The sequence below is a fragment of the Acinetobacter sp. FDAARGOS_724 genome (assembly GCF_013364475.1).
In the GTDB taxonomy this organism is placed as follows: Bacteria; Pseudomonadota; Gammaproteobacteria; order Pseudomonadales; family Moraxellaceae; genus Acinetobacter; species Acinetobacter variabilis.
Genome location: NZ_CP054908.1, coordinates 2,461,186 through 2,480,743, shown reverse-complemented (window position 1 = coordinate 2,480,743; position 19,558 = coordinate 2,461,186). Strand labels below are relative to the sequence as shown.

Here is a 19,558-nt window from a genome sequence, read left to right as displayed (position 1 = left end):
TTAAGTTCTTTAGCTTATCTTTTTCGGTCAATTAATCAATTAAAGAATGTATTCGTTTAGAGTTTGCTATGCTCGCAAAGAGAAAATTTAAACAAACGATGCTAAATCGTAGTATGGGGTCTCTCGTACCGTATCATGGCCGAGCCAGGCTATGTATGAGTATATTTTTCATGATGTTATCGCATCAGGGCATGGCACAAACCGAGCAGACCGAAACTCCGGTAGCACTATCTCAGGCAGAAATGATCGAAGAGTTATCCCAAGAAGCTGTTCGACAAGGGGTAGCTACGACCGAGGCTGAAGCAACAGAAAAAGTTGAAGAAGCTTTAGAACCTGAAACTTCCACTGTAGATAGTATGCAAATGCTGCAAGAACAGCAGGCTATGGGAACGTCTCTGGGTGAATTTCAGCCAATTGAGTTTGATGATTTAGAAAGCCTGCCGGTACAAACGATTGACCAGAGCATGGCAAACGAGATTTATCAGGTTGCGCAAGAAGCGAAACGCGAGGCGCAAGCCTATCGCCAGACCGTGCAAACTAAAACAGTAGTCAATGATATGAGTCAGCAGGAACTGGTTGAAATCAATCAGGCACCTGTGAATGTTGATCAGCTTATGCAGTCCATTCAGGCCGATAGCCAGATTATTGTCCAAAGAAATGAGTCGGGTGCGACCTTATCCGAGTTGCCTGCACCAACGACGCCTGAAAATGATAAACGCCCTAATATTTTCAAGCGACTGTTTTATAAAATACGTCCACCTCGCCAGATTATGACCGCCAGTTTGCCTCGGATCAGTGCAGATGTGGTCATTGTGAATGGAAATGGCACTACACAAAGCAATGGCGGATTGAATCGTAAAGCCCAGTCAGAAGGTTATACGAATCTTAGAAATAATGTAAAAGCTAAACTTTCTAGCTTTACCCAGGAATCCTTTGAAGATTTTTCATCTGCATTACCGCAACTCCGTAATCTGTCCAATCAGGCTGCCCAAGCTGTAGGTTATTACAATGCCCAGTTCAGATTTGAAAAATTATCAGATAGCCGGGTCAGAGTTTATGTAACCCCGAATGAGCCGGTCATTATCAATACCCATAATATTGAGTTTAGTGGGCCAGGTGGTGAACAGCCGCAGTTCCAGGTTATTAGTCTTCTACCTGAACAGGAAGAAGGTGATATCTTTAACCATGGGGATTATGAAAAAACCAAGGACCGGATTAATACCGCAGCCAGCGACAATGGTTATTTTGATGCTTACTGGCGCTTGCATGATGTGCGCATTGCCCAACCCGAAAATACAGCCGATGTGAATCTGCGCTTTGAAACAGGTGAGCGTTATAAACTGGGTAATGTAGAGTTCAGGATGAGTGATCCTGAAAAAGAATTTCCATTGAATCGTGATGTACTGGAAAGTCTGGTCACCTGGGAAGATGGTGCTGACTACACCTTCTGGCGTGTGAATAGCTTGGCCAACAACCTGACGAACTCACGTTATTTTAACTATACGCTGGTGGATACAATTCGTCCTGATCCTATTGATCGAGAGCTGGAACTGGCACCGGATATTCAGAGTCTGATAGAAGAACAGAAGTTTTCAGAAGATGAAATAGGTGTGGCCAAGAAAGCTGCACCAGTATCCGATCAGGAAGTTACACAGGATGTGGTGGATGAAGATCAGTTCGCCGGTAGTCGTGATGCAGAAAATCCAAACTTAAGAACTTTGCGGGTTCAGCAGCAGACCAAAGAAGACGAAGAAGAACGTTTAAAGGCTCAGGCTCGTGAAGAGAAAAAAATTCCGGTCATTGTGACACTGAATGCAGACCGTCTTAACAGTGCCGAAGTCGGTCTGGGTTATGGTACGGATACCGGAACACGCTTACGTGGACAATATCGCCGCGCGATCGTAAACAAGCGTGGTCACTCATTTGATGCCAACCTTGAATTGTCACAAATCCGTCAGTCAATTGATGGCCGTTATAATATTCCATACAACCATCCACTTAATGACTATATCAGTATCGTGGGTGGTTATGAGCGTGAAGAACGTGATGGTGTGGCCCAAGGTGATGGCCTGTTAATTGAATCCGCGGTACTTGGTGCTGACCGGATTATTAAAAATCCGCGTGCTAATTGGCAACAAACCTACGGTCTACGTTACCGTCTGGATCGTCTGACGCAGGATGGTTCGGTTGATTTTAGCCAGATTCCGGAAGCATTCAGATTCAATACTGAAGATGAACAGCAGTCTTTATTGGTGGGTTATGAAGTTTCCCGTACTGATAGTGATCGCCGCGTGAACCCGACCAAGGGCTTTAAGCAAACCTATAAAGTCGAATTGGGCAGTGAAGCTTTATTGTCTGATGCCGATATGGCGATTGTGAATGCAGGCTGGCGTTTTATCTATTCACTGGGTGAAAATGCCAATCACCAGTTTGTTGGACGTGCGGATCTGGGTTATATCTTTACTGAAGATTTTGCCAAAGTACCTTATAACCTGCGCTATTTTAGTGGCGGTGATCAAAGTATCCGTGGTTTTGACTATAAGAGTCTTTCTCCGGAAATTGAAGGCTTTAAAGTGGGCGGACAGGCTTTGGGTGTGGCTTCACTGGAGTATAATTATCAGTTCAGGGAGGGCTGGCGCGCTGCAGTATTTGCGGATGCCGGAAATGCCTATAATGAGGATTTTAGTAATCCGACAGAATATGGTGCGGGGCTGGGGATTCGTTGGGCTTCACCGATTGGCCCAATTCGTTTAGATGTGGCGACCGGACTGTCGGATGACAATTATCCGATTCGTTTGCATTTCTTTATTGGCTCGCAGTTATAAAACATTTATTAATTAAAAAATAGTTATTTGGGTAGATCATGGTCGAAAACCAACCACAGCCAGAACAAGAGCAACAACCTGAAGTTGTGCCGAAAAAGCGCCGTATATTTAGAAGTATTCTATTGTCGGTCCTTTTTTCTCTTATTTTTCTGCTGTCTGTACTGGCGATCCTGTTTTCTACCGATAAAGGCAGTAAATTCCTGCTCGATCAGGTGATGCAGCGCCAGGAAATCATTCATTATGAATATGAAGGTGGGAACCTGTGGCGCGGGATTATCCTGAAAAATGTTCTGGTTACCCTGAAACCGGTCGATGTCAAAATTGACCGTGCTGATGTCAAGCTGGGTTGGCGGGCGATTATCAAAAAAGAAATTCATCTGACTGAAGCAGATGTACTGAATCTACAGATTATTAATAAAAATCCGTCAAGTGATGAGCCATTCAAGTTCAATGCAATTCGTTTACCGTTTGTATTGCGGGTTGATCATTTACTTCTCGATCACTTGGTGATTAAGACTCAGACCAATGCAGTTGATTTTTATAATATTGAACTGAATGAAGCATTATGGTCAGGTACCGAGCTGAATTTCGAAGATTCCCGCATGGACATGGGCTATCTGTCGGTACGTGAAGCTACTGGGAAAATGCAGTTTGAAGGTAAATATCCACTAGATGCACGCGGTATTCTAAATCTGCCTTCACTCAGAGAAAGCTTGAATATTCATGATATTCAAGTACGTGCTAGAGGCACACTGGATACCATTCAGGCCGGGGTCGCGACCAACACGCCAGATTTGCTGACAGGCTGGGCAATTCTGCACCCGATGCGTCCTAATGTACCCATGCGTGGTGAACTCCAGTTCAAGCAATATCACTGGCCAATCCTGACAGAGCAAAAACTGTTTACGAAAGATGGTGTGGCTGAGTTTAATGGGAATACCAAGCGCCTGGATCTGAATGTTCGCACTGATATTGAAGGTGAAAATATCCCGGATGGGCAATATACCGCAGTGATGTACACCGATCTGGTCAATCAGCTCAATATTACTGATCTAAATGGTCAGCTGATGAAAGGTTCGGTAAGCCTGGCAGGTACTGTAGGCTGGGCTGATCAGGTGGATTGGGATCTGACAGGCCGCATGAATGGGATTGATCCAAAACATCAGCGAATTCCACAGGTGGTGCAAGATTTTCTACCACCAAGTCTGGACGGTAATATTGCCTCTACCGGTAACCTGGAAAATGGCCTGCATTTAACAGGACTGGTGGATTTTGACCGCTATGAAACCTGGAATATCAAGCTGGATCAGAAGCCGGTTAAAGACAATAAAGCTCAACCGATTTTACTGGATGTGGCCTGGAAAAATATTGATCGTGCTGTGCCTTATATCGGCTGGTTAAAAAGTGAATCAGGCGATGTTGATCTGGTACTGGTCGAAGGCCAGCAGAATATCCATGTCGCTACTCAGGTTGCTCAGCATGAAGAAGGGTTGTTGCCGACAGGAATGTATCAGGCACAATTGAACTTGAAAAATAACATCCTGAATGTTCCAAGTTTTAAATATAGTGGAAATGGACAGGCCGGCAGTCTAACAGGTAATGCACGGGTTGAACTGCCAGAAGAAAAACGTCAGCTCAAATGGTCCGCAGTATTAAATGCCCAGAACCTGAATACCCAGACTCTGGCTGCAGCTTCACCAATTGACCGCTTGAATGGTCGAGTAAAAGCCAGTGGTTATGCACGCCCGAATCAGCAGATTATTAACCTCAGCGGTGTAGATCTGACCGGACGACTGGCTGCGCAAAATGAAACCGTTCATCTGACAGGTAATAGTAATATTGCCTTGTTGTTCCATGATGAAAAAGTAGGTGGCGGATTCAAAAGTTATGCGGTCAATTATGATGGTGCATTAAGTGCCAGCCAGATTAAGGCCAGTCAGGGATTGTTGAAACTGCGCTTGTCAGGTACGCCTGATATGCTGAATATCAAGGAACTGCGCCATGATGGAGTCGCTGGAAAAATTAATGCCAATGGTCAGGTGAACTTGGCAAATGGTATTGGCTGGAATGTAAATGCTTCTTTGGTGCGTTTCAAACCTCAGTATTTTAATGCCAAGCTTAAAGGTGAATTGTCTGGCAATCTGCAAACCCAAGGTGTCTGGTCGGATGCAGTGAAGCGTGTCCAGATTCAACGCTTAAATCTGGCCGGTATGTTGAATAATAAACCGGTACGCGGTAAGGGTAATCTGGCTGTATTGATTGATTCCAAGCAGCGTGGTTTTGTACCGCAGCAGTTTGAAGCCAATAACCTGTTCCTGTCTTATGCCAGTAACCAGATACAGGCCACAGGTAATGCACAAAATCTGCAACTTAAAGTGAATGCGCCGGCATTATATGAGCTTTATCCGGGATTAAGAGGCCGGGTACAAGGCTACATCAATATGCAAGCACAACCGCGTTTGCAAGCAACTGCGAATCTGGCAGTAGATAATTTTGCTTTCAAGAACCTGTTTAGCGTAGACAAGATTCGGGTACGTGGCCAGTTACCGACTTCACAAACCACACCGACTTTATTGACTGCGACCATGGATCAGTTGCGTAGTGGCAATAGACAGATTGTACGCGGTGAAGTGTCACTTGCTGGAACGCGCGCCGCGCATGTGCTGCAAGTTCAGGCTGAAAATAAGCTGTCTAAATTCTTTGTTCAGCTCGCAGGTGGTTTTAATGCACAAAATAACTGGTTAGGCCAGATCCAGCGCGGTGATTTCGACTCACTGCGTACTCATCTGGTGCAGCGTCAAAATGCAGCTGTAATTTATAACACTGCACAGTCGGATCTGTTTGTTGGCGCTCATTGCTGGATGAGTCAGCAAAGTCAACTTTGCTTTGACCAGCCAATTCGAGTCAATAAAACTCGAGGTAGTGCTTCATTTATTACCCGTAACCTGGATCTGGCTGACTTTAGTGCCTTCCTGCCAGAAGGCATAGCATTAACCGGTAAAGTGAATGGTTATGCCAAGGCAGCTTGGGCACAAGGTGCTAAACCGAAAATTGATGCTCGTCTGGTAACCCGCAATGGGGTGATCGGCTTATCTTCTGATGATCCGGAATATTTAGGCTCGACTTTAAAATATGATGAAGTGGGGCTGGTCGCAAAAAGCGTGGCCGCTGGATTACAGATTCGTCTGGATGTGAAAACGCCGGATATTGGTACAGGCTATGCCAATGTAATTATTGATCCATATCGTGACAATAAACCAATGCGGGGCGAGATTGCCTTTAACCAGGTTCAGCTGAAGGTCTTTAAGCCATTCATTCAGGATGTGCGTAATCTGGATGGTACCCTGTCGTATGCAGGTAAAATTAGCGGAACGTTAACCGATCCATTACTTGAAGGTGAAATTCGGGTTAAGGACGGGGCGATCAGCATGATTTCATTACCAGTCAATCTAACCAATGTGCAGCTCTATTCATCAGTCCGTCAAAATACCGCGACTATTAATGGTGCATTTAATAGTGGTCGTGGTGCTGGTAAATTAACTGGTTCTGTAGACTGGAAAGGTGATCCTCGCGTACAGCTCAAACTTCAGGGTGAAAATCTGCTGATTCGCCAGGCACCGCTGATTACTGCGGTGGTTACGCCTGATCTGACCCTGGATATGTATCCGTTCAATAAAAAATTGAGCTTGAGTGGTAAGGTCGATGTTCCTCGTGCATTGATTTCTATGCCTGAAGCGTCTGAACCTGTTGTGGGCTTGTCTTCTGACGTACGCGTAGTACGTGAGGGAGATGACCAGCTCGCCATTCTGAAAGCGGCACGTCCATGGGATATTCGCGCAGATGTTGCAGTGTCGTTAGGAAATCAGGTGATCTTCCAGGGCTTTGACAGCCGTATTCCACTCTTAGGTCGTGTCAATCTGACACAACGTGGTCTGGAATCTGCGATGCGTGCCAATGGTGCGATCGGGGTATCACAACGGGTGAAAATTGAAGCTTATGGACAAAGTCTGGATCTGAACCGTGCAATTGCACGTTTCAATGGCCCGTTGTCGAATCCAACCCTGGATATTGATGCCAATAAATCCATTCAAGGTAGCACGGTGGGTGTACGTGTCACTGGTACAGCCTCAAGTCCTGCCATTCAAATTTATAATGATGCTGGCCTGTCTGAACAGGAAGCGTTGAATGCCCTGATTACTGGTCGTATTAATGAAGGGGCTTCAGGCTTGAGTCAGGCAGAAGGTTTCAGATCTGATGTAAATAACACCATTGCAGCCGCAGGGATCAGTCTGGGCTTAGGCGGTACGCGTGCCTTGACCAACCAGATTGGCCGTAGCTTTGGCTTGAGCGGTCTGGCACTGGATGCACAGGGAACCGGGGATGATACTCAGGTGTCTGTAACCGGTTATATTACGCCAGACTTATATATCCGTTATGGGGTTGGCGTATTTACCCCAGTAAACAAGTTGACTTTACGTTATCAAATGAATCAGCGTTTATATCTGGAAGCCAGTCAGTCTTTAGAGCGTGCAATTGACTTATTCTATAACTGGCGGTTCTAAGCTAATAAAAAGCCCTCTAAATGAGGGCTTTTTTATAGGCAAGAGATTTTAAAATAGCCTAAGCATTTAAATCATCAAGCTATACTGATTTAAGGTATTCAATAAAATTAATCCTTAAAGGTCTCGTTCAGTGCATTCTGAACGGCTTCCACTCGGGATTTACAGGCTTTATACGCCTGCATAGACTCTTCAACGATTTTCATCAAATTATCAATATCTGGTTCTTGCTGAGATTCAAGTAATTCAGCATTCTTTTTCAAGATGTCATAGCCTTCCTGAAAGCTCAAAGTATCATGACTCATGGGGAGTTACCTGCGTAAGTTGTGCTGAAAATAGGCCATCGTGTAATTCAACCTGAACGGGTTGTTGCACATCAATTTGATGAATTGAACGAACCACGTGTTCTTGCTGGCGCACAATGGCATAGCCTTTGGACAAAACATGTTTGGGATTTTGCAGTAGTGTTTCCCGCATCAGGGCATCTAGCTGCTGATTAATTAGTTGGGTCTGTTGCTGGGCAAGGTTAGAAGTATTGGACTTGAGCTGCTCTAAACTTTGCAAGGCATTCACAATCTGGTGATTGGCCAGATTTTGGATTAGTTTTAAATATTGCTCATTCTGGTTTTGATAAGCCTGAATTTGCTGTTGAGAAAGTCGCTGGATGCTTTGCAGGTTATTTATAACTTCTTGCGTCAGCTCGACGACATGATTGCGAATTCCAGCAATCACCTTGCTCGGTGTGTCGAAAGAACGATGAGCGATTTCATCCAGAATCGTCCGATCTTTTTCATGACCAATACCAACCCAGACGGGAACTGAACGTTTGCAGAGCAGGGCAGCCAGCGCATAGTCATTCAAATACGCCAGATCATTGACTGCGCCACCGCCACGAATGATCACGATCAGATCAGGCGCGTGATGATACGTTTGTGCCCACTGCTTTAAAGCTTGTGCCAAGCTTTGCATGATGCTTTGCGGTGCCGTATTTCCCTGAAAGGTAGCACTGTGATAGATAAATTCGCATACCTGAGCTTTTTGTAAAGCATCAGCATCTTTCTTGAAATCGCCCAGACCGGCAGCCTTTTCTGGAGCAATCACCAGAATCCGGTTTAGGTCAAAAGGTGTAGGGAGATTTTTATTGCGATTAATCAGACCTTCGGTTGTCAGTCTTTCTACAATCTGCTGATAACGTCGGGCTATATCTCCCAAGGTATATCCAGAATCAATCTCTACAATATTTAGGGAAAATCCATATTGCGGATCAAAGCTGGCTTTGACTTTGATTAAAACTTTAAGATCCCGGCTTAGTTCAATACCACTTTCACGTTCAAATTGCGTCACAATTTTCTGCGCAGCAAACTTCCAGATTGTGGCCCGGCAACTGGCAATGACCTGATCATTGTCAGGATCTTTTTCTGCCAGTTCTAGATAATAATGGCCAGCTTTAATATTTAAATTACGAATCTCGGCTTTGACCCACACCGGTGTATCGAAAGTGATTTTTACCACTTCATGAACCGTAGAAAGGTATTCTTTTAAAGAAAGCTGGAGATCGTCTTGCATGCTGAGATAAAGTTTAAAATTCAATCAAATATTAAAGCAATATGGCCGCTAGTACAAACATCAAGCTTCGTGCATAAAAAAGGCAAGGACAAAGAAGCTGGGCAATAATTAATTTAATAATCTAAAAACAAAATATTAGAATAACACTTGGTTGATGAAGGGTAATAAACACTTTGTATAATAATGTAATGACATTGTCATCTTTAAGCCATTCCAATAGTTAACTAAAACTAAATTTTGGCTATTTGAAAAAAGAAACCACTTTTGAAGGTTGATTATTGGTTAAAGTAAATCATAGGAAATAGTGAGAACTTAAATGGGATTAAACCTAATGATATTAAGAAATGATCCTGTCGCTTTTTACAGAATTACAAACACTCAAGCCTTTTCAGATCTGACGCTATAAGTGTAATATGCTACATTAAAGGCGAATTCCTTTAGAAGAATACCGCTCATGAAAAAAATAATTTTATCTGGTTTGCCCGGATTATTTGCATCCATCCTCCTTGCTGGCTGTAGTACGACCCAGTCGACTGACTCAAACTCAGCGTCATTGGGAACAGCGAATCCAGCGAGTGCCTATTGTATTAATCAGGGTGGAAAGCTGGAAATCCGTAATGAAACTAATGGGCAAGTGGGCTATTGTCATTTAAAAAATGGGCAAGTGGTCGAAGAATGGGAATATTTCCGAGCAAACCAGCCTAAATGTATCGCTGATCAGGCAGCTGCGCTGGTTGGCCAATCCAATTTAACTGAAGCAAAAATCAAAGAGAAAACCAAAGCTCAAATGGTACGCATGGTTGCACCTGGCCAGCCTGTCACTATGGATTATCGTGAAGAGCGCGTGACGGTCACTGTAGATCCAGCCACTAAGAAAGTAGTTCAGGCCAGCTGTGGTTAAGATATGAAATGCTACTTTCGAGCAGGCAGTATCAATAAGAATAGACAGAAATTTCATTTTAAATGACAAATCTGTGCTGATCTCTTATAGTGCTTCTCGGAAGGAGAAATTCATGAAAAAGTTATTTGCTTTATCGCTGATGGTTGCTCTGGTCGGCTGTGCAGAGAAAAAACCTTTAACCCCTGAAGAGCAGTGGCATGGCTATTGTCGTAGTGTGGGGAATGCTGCACGGACCATTATGCTGGATCGTCAGAATGCGATCGAGAAAGAAAAGGCTGTTGAGCATGCCAACAAGATCGATGATGACATCACTCGCGGTTTTATCCTGAATATTATCGATGAAGTCTATGCACTTCCGGAACAGGAAATTAAGACCGATGTAGATGCAGCCCGTGAGAAAGTCCGCGCTGAATTTACTGAAAAATGTATCGCCACACCGCATGATAAAATGCCAGATTACAAACCGTTCTAAGGAACGGTTTTTTTATATTTGAATGAAGCAAACTAAGGAATCTTCATTCAAATTAAATAGTGGTTTATAGATATAAGAATATTCTTCTAATAATAAAAATAGCCTAAGCAATATTAAATATAATTTGTGACAATTGCTAAATCTAAAATATAGAAATGCTTATCTTTATATTGAATAATGAATTTAACTCCAAAGCCTTTAGGAGAACAATAATATGGACGTCGTGAAATATTTATATCACTCAGATCTGCTGTTAGAAGATGAAAAAGGATTGGCGATTATCGGTAGCGGACGCTATGTTCTGAGTGTAGGAGACAAGGTCGTGATTAAGCAGATCTTGGTGCAGGACAAAAAACGCTGTTTGGTCGAGATTTCCTTTGCCAGCAACAATCACAGTCAGACCTATGAAGATCAATGTGAATTAAAATTTGAGGGTTGTCGGGACGCTTTTCAGCAATATTTGAACTCGACGACAGTCCACTAAGGTGGAGTATCTTTTTCTAAGTAAATTAGGCAACATCGATGTTGCCTTTTTTATGCGTCGAATTTGGTTAAAAGTTGCCATATCTGTACTTAAATTATGCAAGGCGATGATGATTTGATTATTGAATGATCTTTATAAGCATCATTTAGTTATAAAATAATGAGCATCACAAAGAAACACTGTACTTGCATTAACTTTTAACTGGAATTTTAGTAAAATTTTAGAGTCCATATTATTTGTGAAGCTCTTATAAAGCAGGAATTCACAGGTAATTTTTTAAAAAAGAGGAATAACACCGTGCTAGAAGCTTACCGCCAACACGTTGAAGAACGTGCCGCACTCGGAGTCCCACCGAAGCCACTTGATGATGCTCAAACTGCTGCATTAGTTGAATTATTAAAAAATCCCCCAGCTGGTGAAGAAGCATACTTAGTTGACTTGCTTGAAAACCGTGTTCCAGCGGGTGTTGACCAAGCTGCATACGTAAAAGCTGCGTTCTTAGCTGCATTGGCAAAAGGCGAAGCGACTTCTCCACTAGTTTCTAAAGAACGTGCGGTTTACTTACTGGGCACTATGCTTGGTGGTTATAACGTTGCTCCTTTAGTTGAACTTCTAGAAGACGCAGAGCTTGGTGGTCTTGCTGCTGAAGCTTTGAAAAAGACGCTTCTTGTATTTGATGCGTTCCATGACGTAGCTGATAAAGCACGTGCAGGTAATGCAAATGCAAAAGCTGTTCTTCAATCATGGGCTGATGCTGAATGGTTCACAAACCGTGCAGATGTTCCAGAAGAAATCAAACTGACAGTTTTCAAAGTAACTGGCGAAACTAACACTGATGACTTGTCTCCAGCACAAGACGCTTGGAGCCGTCCAGACATTCCATTGCATGCAAATGCAATGCTGAAAAACGAACGTGATGGCATCAACCCAGAAGTTCCTGGTGAAGTTGGTCCATTAAACCAAATTAAAGACCTCATCGCGAAAGGCAACAAAGTTGCTTACGTAGGTGACGTTGTTGGTACAGGTTCTTCTCGTAAATCTGCAACTAACTCTGTACTTTGGTTCTTCGGTGACGAAATTCCGCACATTCCTAACAAGAAAGAAGGCGGTTACTGCTTAGGTTCTAAAATTGCTCCGATTTTCTTCAACACTATGGAAGACGCTGGTGCGTTACCAGTTGAAATTGACGTAGCAAACATGAACATGGGTGATGAAATCACTCTTAAAATCGACAAAGCTGCTGCTAAAGTAACTGCGTTCAAAGACGGCGCTCAAATCGCTGAAGCTGACCTTAAAACTCCAGTACTTCTAGACGAAGTTCGTGCGGGTGGTCGTATTAACCTGATCATCGGTCGTGGTTTGACAACTAAAGCACGTGAAGAGCTTGGTCTTGAGCCTTCAACTCTGTTCCGTACTCCAGTACAACCTGCTGACACTGGCAAAGGCTTCACCCTTGCTCAGAAGATGGTTGGTCGCGCTTGTGGTCTTCCTGAAGGTCAAGGTATCCGTCCAGGTACTTACTGTGAACCACGTATGACTACTGTTGGTTCTCAAGATACAACTGGTCCTATGACTCGTGACGAACTTAAAGATCTTGCTTGCCTAGGCTTCTCTGCTGACCTGGTAATGCAATCTTTCTGTCACACAGCTGCGTATCCAAAACCAGTTGACGTTCAAATGCAGCACACGCTTCCTGATTTCATCATGAACCGTGGTGGTGTTTCTCTACGTCCAGGTGACGGTATTATCCACTCTTGGTTAAACCGTATGCTTCTTCCAGATACTGTTGGTACTGGTGGTGACTCGCATACTCGTTTCCCAATCGGTATTTCATTCCCAGCGGGTTCTGGTCTTGTAGCATTCGCTGCAGCAACTGGTGTTATGCCACTTGATATGCCAGAGTCTGTTCTTGTGAAGTTCAAAGGTAAAATGCAGCCTGGTATCACTTTACGTGACCTAGTACATGCAATTCCTTACGTAGCAATCCAAGAAGGTGACCTGACTGTTGAGAAGAAAGGTAAGAAAAACATCTTCTCTGGCCGTATCCTTGAGATCGACCTGACAGAAATGGAAACTGACCTGACTGTTGAGCAAGCATTCGAACTTTCTGATGCTTCTGCTGAACGTTCTGCGGCTGGTTGTGCGATCACGCTTTCTGAAGAGAAAGTTGCTGAATACCTACGTTCTAATATCACTATGCTGAAGTGGATGATTTCACAAGGCTATGGCGATGCTCGTACTATGGCGCGCCGTGTTGAGAACATGGAAAAATGGTTGGCTAACCCATCACTTCTTAAAGCTGATGCTGACGCTGAATACACTAAAGTGTATGAAATCGACCTTTCTACAATCACAGAACCAGTTCTTTGCTGCCCGAACGACCCAGATGATGCAAAACTTCTTTCTGACGTTCAAGGCGTTAAAATTGATGAAGTATTCATCGGTTCTTGTATGACGAATATCGGTCACTTCCGTGCAGCTGGTAAACTTCTAGACAAAGTACCTGGTGGTTCTTTATCTACTCGTCTATGGTTGGCTCCTCCAACTCGTATGGACGAACACCAATTGATGGAAGAAGGTTTCTACAATACTTATGGCAAAGCTGGCGCTCGTACTGAAATGCCAGGCTGTTCATTATGTATGGGTAACCAAGCACGTGTAGCTCCAAACACTACTTGTGTATCGACTTCTACTCGTAACTTCCCGAACCGTCTAGGTCAAGGTGCGAACGTTTACCTGGCATCTGCTGAACTTGCATCTGTTGCTGCTGTACTTGGTAAATTACCATCTCCAGAAGAATATCAACAATATGCAGCTCAAATTGACAGCATGTCTGCTGATATCTATCAATACTTGAACTTCGACAAGATGAGCGAGTATACAGATGCTGCTAAAGACATCGATACCAAAAAAATTGCTGCTGCTCAATTAGCTTAATAGTTGATTAGAAAGTAGTTTAAAATAAGGGCTGATCTATCAGCCCTTATTTTTTAACTTTAAAAGACTAAATAATTATCTTTTATGATTAAAAGAAGTTGAACTCTTCTAATTCACCTATAAAAAGAACTTTTTTGTCGGCAACCCATTGTGTACCACTTCGCTCATTGACGTTTGTAAGATAAAAATAGTTGATAAAAAACCACCCAAAATGTTCACTAAAGTTAAAACCAAACTGATTTTTTATGCCTGGCAAATTGGAATATGTCATCTCGGTTTTTCCAATTGGAGAATTTAAAATATCTCTGCCACATTGATTTATTATTTCTTTATTCACACTCATTGTGATTTGTAAGCCAGTTGTGAAGTAAGCCAAATCACTCCTAATTATTTCAATAATATCAGTAGGTACTTTAAAATCAGGGTTTGCATAGATTCTACAACCAAAAGATTTTATAAAATATTTAAATAAATTAGTTTGTTGAGTTGGGAAGTCTTTTCCATAGATTTCTTCAAAATCTATGAAGCGCCGTTCTAAAATCAAATCATTATGATTTATTATATATTCAATAAATCTATCGTAAGCACGATCATAAGGTTGAGTTAAGGTGTTATTACATACCTTACATAAATCCTTAGGATTTTTAATTACATCAGAGTTAGCACCTTGAAGTTTGGTTTGCTTTCCATTTTTAAAATGAATAGGTTGTTTTTCCCTTAACTTATGATATGAGCCTTTACCATAAACACGAATAATATCTGTTTTTTTTAATGCATGTTCAGATGTATCAGCAATATTTGTTTGGCATATCCAACATAAACGACTATTTTGCATTAATATTAATTTAAACTTGTTAATTTCTTATTAGGATAAATAAGTTTTATAATTTAATCGGCTTTGTTGCACAAACCTATCTGTAAAGGGTTTTTCAGCGATATAATTTTCAAATGAAGAAGCCTGCACACAAAATCTACCGCACAACCAATTGGCCCGCATATAACCGAGCACTCATTAATCGCGGAAATATTGCCATTTGGTTTGATCCTGCTACGCAATGGTATGCTCCATCAAAAGGCAAACAAGGGCGAAATCAAACCTACTCCGACGCAGCCATCCAATGCTGCTTAATGATTAAATCCTTATTCCGTCTGTCTTTACGTATGGTCACTGGCTTTGTGCAAAGTCTGATTAAACTTTGCGGATTAAATTGGATAGCTCCAGATTACACCACGCTTTGTAGAAGACAAAAGCATATTGATATTGTAATCAGCTACCAAAAAAGTAGCGATGGGCTGCATCTACTCATGGACTCTACAGGCATGAAGTTTCTAGGTGAGGGCGAATGGAAACGCAAGAAACATGGACCTGAATATCGTCGCCAATGGCGTAAACTACATATTGGTATAGATGCCAAAACCCTACAAATACGCGCTATTCAGCTCACAACCAATAATGTCTGTGATTCACAGGTGCTTGGTGATTTACTTAATCAGATTCCACAAGATGAGCAGATTGACTCTGTTTATACCGATGGAGCTTATGACACCAAGCAATGCCGTCAGGTCATTGCAGATCGGCAAGCACATGCGGTGATTCCATCTAGAAAAAATGCGAAACCATGGAAAGATACAAAGAGTAGCTCGCTAGAGCGAAATGAATTACTTCGAGCAATTAAACGTTTAGGCAGGACACTATGGAAAAAATGGTCAGGCTATCATCGGCGAAGTTTGGTTGAAACTAAGATGCATTGCATCAAATTATTAGGAGATAAACTCAGTGCAAGGAGTTTTGATAGCCAAGTCAATGAGATCCATGCACGTGTGGCAGTCCTTAACAGATTTACGGAATTAGGTCGACCACTTACCCAAGTTACGCCTTAAATTTGGCTCAATTAGGGGCGCTTTGCATTTCAAATCTTTGTGCAACAAAGCCAATTTAATCTATTTTTCAAATCTTTCATTTCTATGCCAAAACAATCCCGATTCCTCTGTATCGGTGGCTTCCTGAACGGAACTCAGGTTAAAGACCAAGGCGATAGCTTTGTCTGCGTCGAAAATGCTAAACAGATGACTTACCATAAAAAGGAAATCTTCCATCAAGATGCTTGGGATCATGACTACTATGTCTGTGAAAGTATCACAGACCAACAAGCCAAAAAATGGGTCTATGATATTCCATTGTATTAATTACACCTGTTCGAGCTATAAATTAAACAATTACTAGAAACAATAACTTGCATAACATTTCTAAAATTGATTTTTCATACTTTTTTCTTAAAACTGTATAAAAATAAAGCCAATAGGGAATGTTATGAATTATGAAATCGATGCCTTTGGCACCTTGGTGATTGCAGTATTTTTTCTTTTTATTGGGCGGTATCTGGTTAGTAAAATTGGCTTCTTTAGAAACTATAATTTACCTGAACCCGTAATCGGCGGTTTAGTCGCAGCGATTGCGGCTTTTATTCTCTATAAATTTTTTAATATCAGCGCCACATTTAATTCAGAGATTCAAACCATCCTGATGCTGATGTTCTTTACCTCTGTTGGTTTAAGTGCAGACTTTTTGAAGCTCAAAGAAGGCGGGAAATCACTTCTGATCTTTCTGGTCTGTGTCATTTTATTTGTAGTTGTACAAAATGCGGTTGGCATGAGTTTAGCAACAGCACTTGGACTTGATCCGTTAATTGGCTTGATTGTTGGTTCGATTACTTTGACAGGAGGTCATGGTACTGCCGGTGCTTGGGGGGAGGTTCTGGAAACTCAACATGGGATCCAGGGGGCAATTGTCCTCGGAATGGCAAGTGCTACTTTTGGTTTGATTATTGGTGGACTTGTGGGTGGTCCGGTTGCCAAATTTTTGATTAAACGAAATCAGTTGGCAGAGACAGTAGCGCAAGAGACCAATGAACAACAACTCGATACTAGTATCAACACCGCACCCTTCGAATATCCAAAGAAAACCCGGTTGATTACAGCCAGTAATGCAGTGTCGACTTTGGGGATGTTTGCATTATGTATTTTTGTTGCGAATGAAATGACAGAGATTAGTCAGGGAAGATGGTTTGAACTGCCGACCTTTGTCTGGGCCTTAGGGACAGGGGTGATTGTACGTAACTTCCTGGAGCATGTGCTAAAAGTCGATATTTTCGACCGTGCTATTGATGTATTCGGAAATGCGTCATTGTCTCTGTATTTATCAATGGCTTTACTGTCGCTGCAACTCTGGTTGCTGGCCGATTTGGCAGGCCCGCTCATTACTATTTTGTTTGCGCAGACAGCGGTACTGATTTTATTTACCGCAATTGTGACCTTTAGAATCATGGGAAAAAATTACGATGCAGCCGTATTGGTGGCGGGGCATTGTGGTTTTGGTATGGGAGCAACTCCAACTGCGATTGCAAATATTCAGGCGGTCACCAATAGCTATGGTCCATCACATAAAGCATTTTTGATCGTACCGCTATGTGGTGCATTTTTTATTGATATTGTGAATGCTGTGGTGATTCAGAGCATCATTGCATTTTTCGGTTAAATTTTAATACGACTTCAAAATCATATAGACATTAAAAAGCCCCATGGTTAGGGGCTAGTCGTATGCACATCTGAGGCACATACTGTAAGAGGCTCATCTCATACTGAGCGTATTAAAGCACATTAACCTATCAATAGCCATTTAAATCATCTTTAGGCAGATAACTGTTGCTCAATGACTGGCCATAAGTTTTGATGTGACTTCTTGAACATCAGCATGTGGCCAATCCCTTTATGACCATATTCTTGGGGTTTTAGCTCAATCATTTCTGTGGCTGCTTTTGGATATAAGCGCAGCAAGTCTTTGACATTCGCTTGAGTGGCGATTTCATCATCCGAAGCCCAGATTGATGTGATCGGGCAGGTGATCTGAGCATGATAGTCATGTGCTGGTGCGATCTTTTTACCAATCGCATTAATTATATAACCTGGTTTACTACAAAATTCTGCCCATTCACGCGCCACATCTTTTGGCAGGTTTTCACCCATACCAATCGCTTGAGTTGGACCATAGCCTTTGGTGATACGTGCCAATGGGAAAATGATATTGAACATCACTGGTGCTAGTAATCTGGTGCGACCCTTTAAACCTTTAACATGACCCGTCGATCCAGCAATTGCCACGACTTTTTCCACTTTAGCATAGTTTGGGACAATACCCAGCAGCTGTCCACCAGCACTATGCCCAAGTAAGATGACCTTTTCTGTCTGAGTCTTAGCTAATAGCGCATCAATTGCAGCCGGAATGTCCAGTTGTCCCCATTGCACAATACTGGCTTTAGAATGCTTAACCGGACCTTTTAAGGATTCGCCAATACCCCGAAAATCAAATACCAACACTGCATAACTCTGAGCTTGCAGCCAACAGCTAAAACTATGATAAAACTGTTTGGTAATGCCAGTCGCAGGGCAGATTAATATAGGAGATTTCTTGCATTCAGCATCAGTAGCTGGATAAAAACGTGCACTTAATTGATAGCCATCCTGGCACTTTAGAGTCAATGTTTCGAATTCAGACATGGGCTACACTATATTTTTGAATCAGAATGAATGCTTAAATTTACCTGACTTCTTCAAAGAAACTTATTAAAACAATGACTAAAAAGTCATTACGATGATAAAAACGGAATGAAAATATGCAGGGAATCGAACTTGATCTGGCAGTAAAGATCGCGATTATTTTTAGTGGAATATTCTTATGGGTGGGGATGTTAACCGGGGTATGGAAATATTGGCAAATCCGTCAGTCTGTCAATTCACGGGCGCATTATTATGTGGATATTGCTCATCGCAGCAGTCTGCTTTATGCCCCTGCGACATTGATTCTGGCAGTATTGGCTTATTATTCAGCATTATCTTCGCAGATTAATTTGATCTGTGTATTGATCAATGTTCTCTTTTTCAGTTTCTCGATTAGTGCGTATATCTTGCATGGGTTTTTGAAAGATACGACGAATCAGTTTAAGCGACCGCATCAACTGGGTAAATTTCAGTTGCCGGGCGTGCTTATGACTTTGGCAATGGTCAGTTTGATTATTGCGGAATTGGGAGGGACGGGCATGCTTCTTTATGGGGCGGCGATCGGATTATTCTAATTTTTAATGGTTGATTTTATTTTTCGAGCTTTAAGCTTAATTTATTTCTTTTCTGCCAGATGGATGACTGGCCAGATCATCCACTGGGGTATAAATTTATTAATAAATTATCGGTATTTCTGGTCAATCACAGCCCATAAGAAAAAGGCTGCCGAAACAATCAAGGCATAACCTACGTACTCAAATTTTAAATTGCCTTGAATTAAACAATGCACAATCAAGGTCAGCATAAGCGCAACCGTGGTGCTTAGGAAAGTCACCAGATTGGTATTTGCTTTAAGAGCGTCAATGAAGACTTGCTTTTTGAAATGTACTGATAACATCTCCATCCCTCCTGTTTATTTGTATAATTGAAGAGTAAATCTTATTGATTTAGTCTGAATTGAATATACAGTTGTACTTCTTAATTTCAACCTTTGCAACTATTTAAGTGAACTTTAACAGTTAAAAAGGCCTCCTTTAGTCGTATTACCGCACTAATCAATGATTGCATCTGAATCATCATCTTAAACATTTCAGCGAGTGCAGTCCGACTGAAGTTTCAAGCAATCATTCATTGCTACCATTGGGAAAAGCAAATTCTACGCCAAAGATTTGTAGAGATAATCCAGAGAATGTAAGTCTATGTAGAATGATGAAGGTGAGTTGGTTTAATCAGGAAACAATATGTTTAAAAAACAGTAAA

The 19,558-nt window shown here is 42.0% G+C and carries 15 protein-coding genes; 10 read left to right on the top strand and 5 right to left on the bottom strand.

Annotation, left to right across the window (positions count from 1 at the left end; all coding sequences use genetic code 11):
* The first annotated feature begins 68 nt into the window (after positions 1-68).
* Positions 69-2,825 (top strand): autotransporter assembly complex protein TamA, encoded by a 2,757-nt coding sequence (locus FOC32_RS13045; protein WP_104426011.1) that lies wholly within the window; start codon positions 69-71, stop codon positions 2,823-2,825.
* Between the two features lie 38 nt (positions 2,826-2,863).
* Complete coding sequence (locus tag FOC32_RS13040; protein WP_104426012.1) at positions 2,864-7,387, top strand: translocation/assembly module TamB domain-containing protein; 4,524 nt, start codon at positions 2,864-2,866, stop codon at positions 7,385-7,387.
* 107 nt (positions 7,388-7,494) lie between these two features.
* Here FOC32_RS13040 and xseB read toward each other — a convergent pair whose 3' ends face one another.
* Complete coding sequence (xseB, locus tag FOC32_RS13035) at positions 7,495-7,689, bottom strand: exodeoxyribonuclease VII small subunit (protein WP_005235956.1); 195 nt, start codon at positions 7,687-7,689, stop codon at positions 7,495-7,497.
* Complete coding sequence (xseA, locus tag FOC32_RS13030; protein ID WP_104426013.1) at positions 7,679-8,950, bottom strand: exodeoxyribonuclease VII large subunit; 1,272 nt, start codon at positions 8,948-8,950, stop codon at positions 7,679-7,681. The genes xseB and xseA overlap by 11 nt, the downstream gene beginning before the upstream one ends.
* Positions 8,951-9,404: 454 nt before the next feature.
* On the opposite strand from xseA, the gene FOC32_RS13025 reads away from it, so the two are divergent.
* From FOC32_RS13025 to FOC32_RS13010, 4 genes are all read left to right on the top strand, one after another.
* A complete protein-coding gene (locus FOC32_RS13025; protein WP_104426014.1) occupies positions 9,405-9,851 on the top strand; it encodes an I78 family peptidase inhibitor in 447 nt (148 codons plus the stop codon).
* Between the two features lie 112 nt (positions 9,852-9,963).
* A complete protein-coding gene (locus FOC32_RS13020; protein WP_004783806.1) occupies positions 9,964-10,323 on the top strand; it encodes a hypothetical protein in 360 nt (119 codons plus the stop codon).
* A gap of 214 nt (positions 10,324-10,537) precedes the next feature.
* A complete protein-coding gene (locus tag FOC32_RS13015; RefSeq protein WP_005235947.1) occupies positions 10,538-10,807 on the top strand; it encodes a hypothetical protein in 270 nt (89 codons plus the stop codon).
* Between the two features lie 297 nt (positions 10,808-11,104).
* Positions 11,105-13,744: a bifunctional aconitate hydratase 2/2-methylisocitrate dehydratase gene (locus tag FOC32_RS13010; RefSeq protein WP_034171052.1), complete on the top strand. Its 2,640-nt coding sequence runs from the start codon at positions 11,105-11,107 to the stop codon at positions 13,742-13,744.
* A gap of 88 nt (positions 13,745-13,832) precedes the next feature.
* On the opposite strand, the gene FOC32_RS13005 is transcribed toward FOC32_RS13010, so the two are convergent.
* Positions 13,833-14,579, bottom strand: coding sequence for a hypothetical protein (locus FOC32_RS13005; RefSeq protein ID WP_104426015.1), 747 nt, complete (start codon positions 14,577-14,579; stop codon positions 13,833-13,835).
* A gap of 113 nt (positions 14,580-14,692) precedes the next feature.
* Between FOC32_RS13005 and FOC32_RS13000 the strand changes: the two genes are divergently transcribed.
* From FOC32_RS13000 to gltS, 3 genes are all read left to right on the top strand, one after another.
* Complete coding sequence (locus FOC32_RS13000; protein WP_175967737.1) at positions 14,693-15,625, top strand: IS5 family transposase; 933 nt, start codon at positions 14,693-14,695, stop codon at positions 15,623-15,625.
* A gap of 84 nt (positions 15,626-15,709) precedes the next feature.
* On the top strand, positions 15,710-15,931 hold the full coding sequence (locus FOC32_RS12995) for a hypothetical protein (RefSeq protein ID WP_104426985.1): 222 nt from the start codon (positions 15,710-15,712) through the stop codon (positions 15,929-15,931).
* A 124-nt stretch (positions 15,932-16,055) separates the two neighbouring features.
* Positions 16,056-17,279 carry a sodium/glutamate symporter gene (gltS, locus tag FOC32_RS12990; RefSeq protein ID WP_104426017.1) on the top strand — a complete coding sequence of 408 codons (1,224 nt, stop codon included), beginning with the start codon at positions 16,056-16,058 and terminating at the stop codon, positions 17,277-17,279.
* A gap of 152 nt (positions 17,280-17,431) precedes the next feature.
* Here gltS and FOC32_RS12985 read toward each other — a convergent pair whose 3' ends face one another.
* Positions 17,432-18,298: an alpha/beta fold hydrolase gene (locus FOC32_RS12985; RefSeq protein ID WP_104426018.1), complete on the bottom strand. Its 867-nt coding sequence runs from the start codon at positions 18,296-18,298 to the stop codon at positions 17,432-17,434.
* A 116-nt stretch (positions 18,299-18,414) separates the two neighbouring features.
* On the opposite strand from FOC32_RS12985, the gene FOC32_RS12980 reads away from it, so the two are divergent.
* Positions 18,415-18,873, top strand: a complete 459-nt coding sequence (locus FOC32_RS12980; RefSeq protein ID WP_104426019.1) for a hypothetical protein — start codon at positions 18,415-18,417, stop codon at positions 18,871-18,873.
* Positions 18,874-18,980: 107 nt separating this feature from the next.
* On the opposite strand, the gene FOC32_RS12975 is transcribed toward FOC32_RS12980, so the two are convergent.
* A complete protein-coding gene (locus FOC32_RS12975; RefSeq protein WP_004783783.1) occupies positions 18,981-19,196 on the bottom strand; it encodes a hypothetical protein in 216 nt (71 codons plus the stop codon).
* Positions 19,197-19,558: the final 362 nt, after the last annotated feature.

Excerpts from the sequence above, each read along its gene's own strand:
- FOC32_RS13020 (WP_004783806.1), top strand. The coding sequence starts at position 9,964 with ATGAAAAAGTTATTTGCTTTATCGCTGATGGTTGCTCTGGTCGGCTGT.
- FOC32_RS12980 (WP_104426019.1), top strand. The coding sequence starts at position 18,415 with ATGCAGGGAATCGAACTTGATCTGGCAGTAAAGATCGCGATTATTTTT.
- FOC32_RS13005 (WP_104426015.1), bottom strand. The coding sequence starts at position 14,579 with ATGCAAAATAGTCGTTTATGTTGGATATGCCAAACAAATATTGCTGAT.
- FOC32_RS13015 (WP_005235947.1), top strand. The coding sequence starts at position 10,538 with ATGGACGTCGTGAAATATTTATATCACTCAGATCTGCTGTTAGAAGAT.
- FOC32_RS12995 (WP_104426985.1), top strand. The coding sequence starts at position 15,710 with ATGCCAAAACAATCCCGATTCCTCTGTATCGGTGGCTTCCTGAACGGA.
- FOC32_RS13045 (WP_104426011.1), top strand. The coding sequence starts at position 69 with ATGCTCGCAAAGAGAAAATTTAAACAAACGATGCTAAATCGTAGTATG.
- FOC32_RS13040 (WP_104426012.1), top strand. The coding sequence starts at position 2,864 with ATGGTCGAAAACCAACCACAGCCAGAACAAGAGCAACAACCTGAAGTT.
- FOC32_RS12985 (WP_104426018.1), bottom strand. The coding sequence starts at position 18,298 with ATGTCTGAATTCGAAACATTGACTCTAAAGTGCCAGGATGGCTATCAA.
- xseA (WP_104426013.1), bottom strand. The coding sequence starts at position 8,950 with ATGCAAGACGATCTCCAGCTTTCTTTAAAAGAATACCTTTCTACGGTT.
- xseB (WP_005235956.1), bottom strand. The coding sequence starts at position 7,689 with ATGAGTCATGATACTTTGAGCTTTCAGGAAGGCTATGACATCTTGAAA.
- gltS (WP_104426017.1), top strand. The coding sequence starts at position 16,056 with ATGAATTATGAAATCGATGCCTTTGGCACCTTGGTGATTGCAGTATTT.
- FOC32_RS13025 (WP_104426014.1), top strand. The coding sequence starts at position 9,405 with ATGAAAAAAATAATTTTATCTGGTTTGCCCGGATTATTTGCATCCATC.
- FOC32_RS13000 (WP_175967737.1), top strand. The coding sequence starts at position 14,693 with ATGAAGAAGCCTGCACACAAAATCTACCGCACAACCAATTGGCCCGCA.
- FOC32_RS12975 (WP_004783783.1), bottom strand. The coding sequence starts at position 19,196 with ATGTTATCAGTACATTTCAAAAAGCAAGTCTTCATTGACGCTCTTAAA.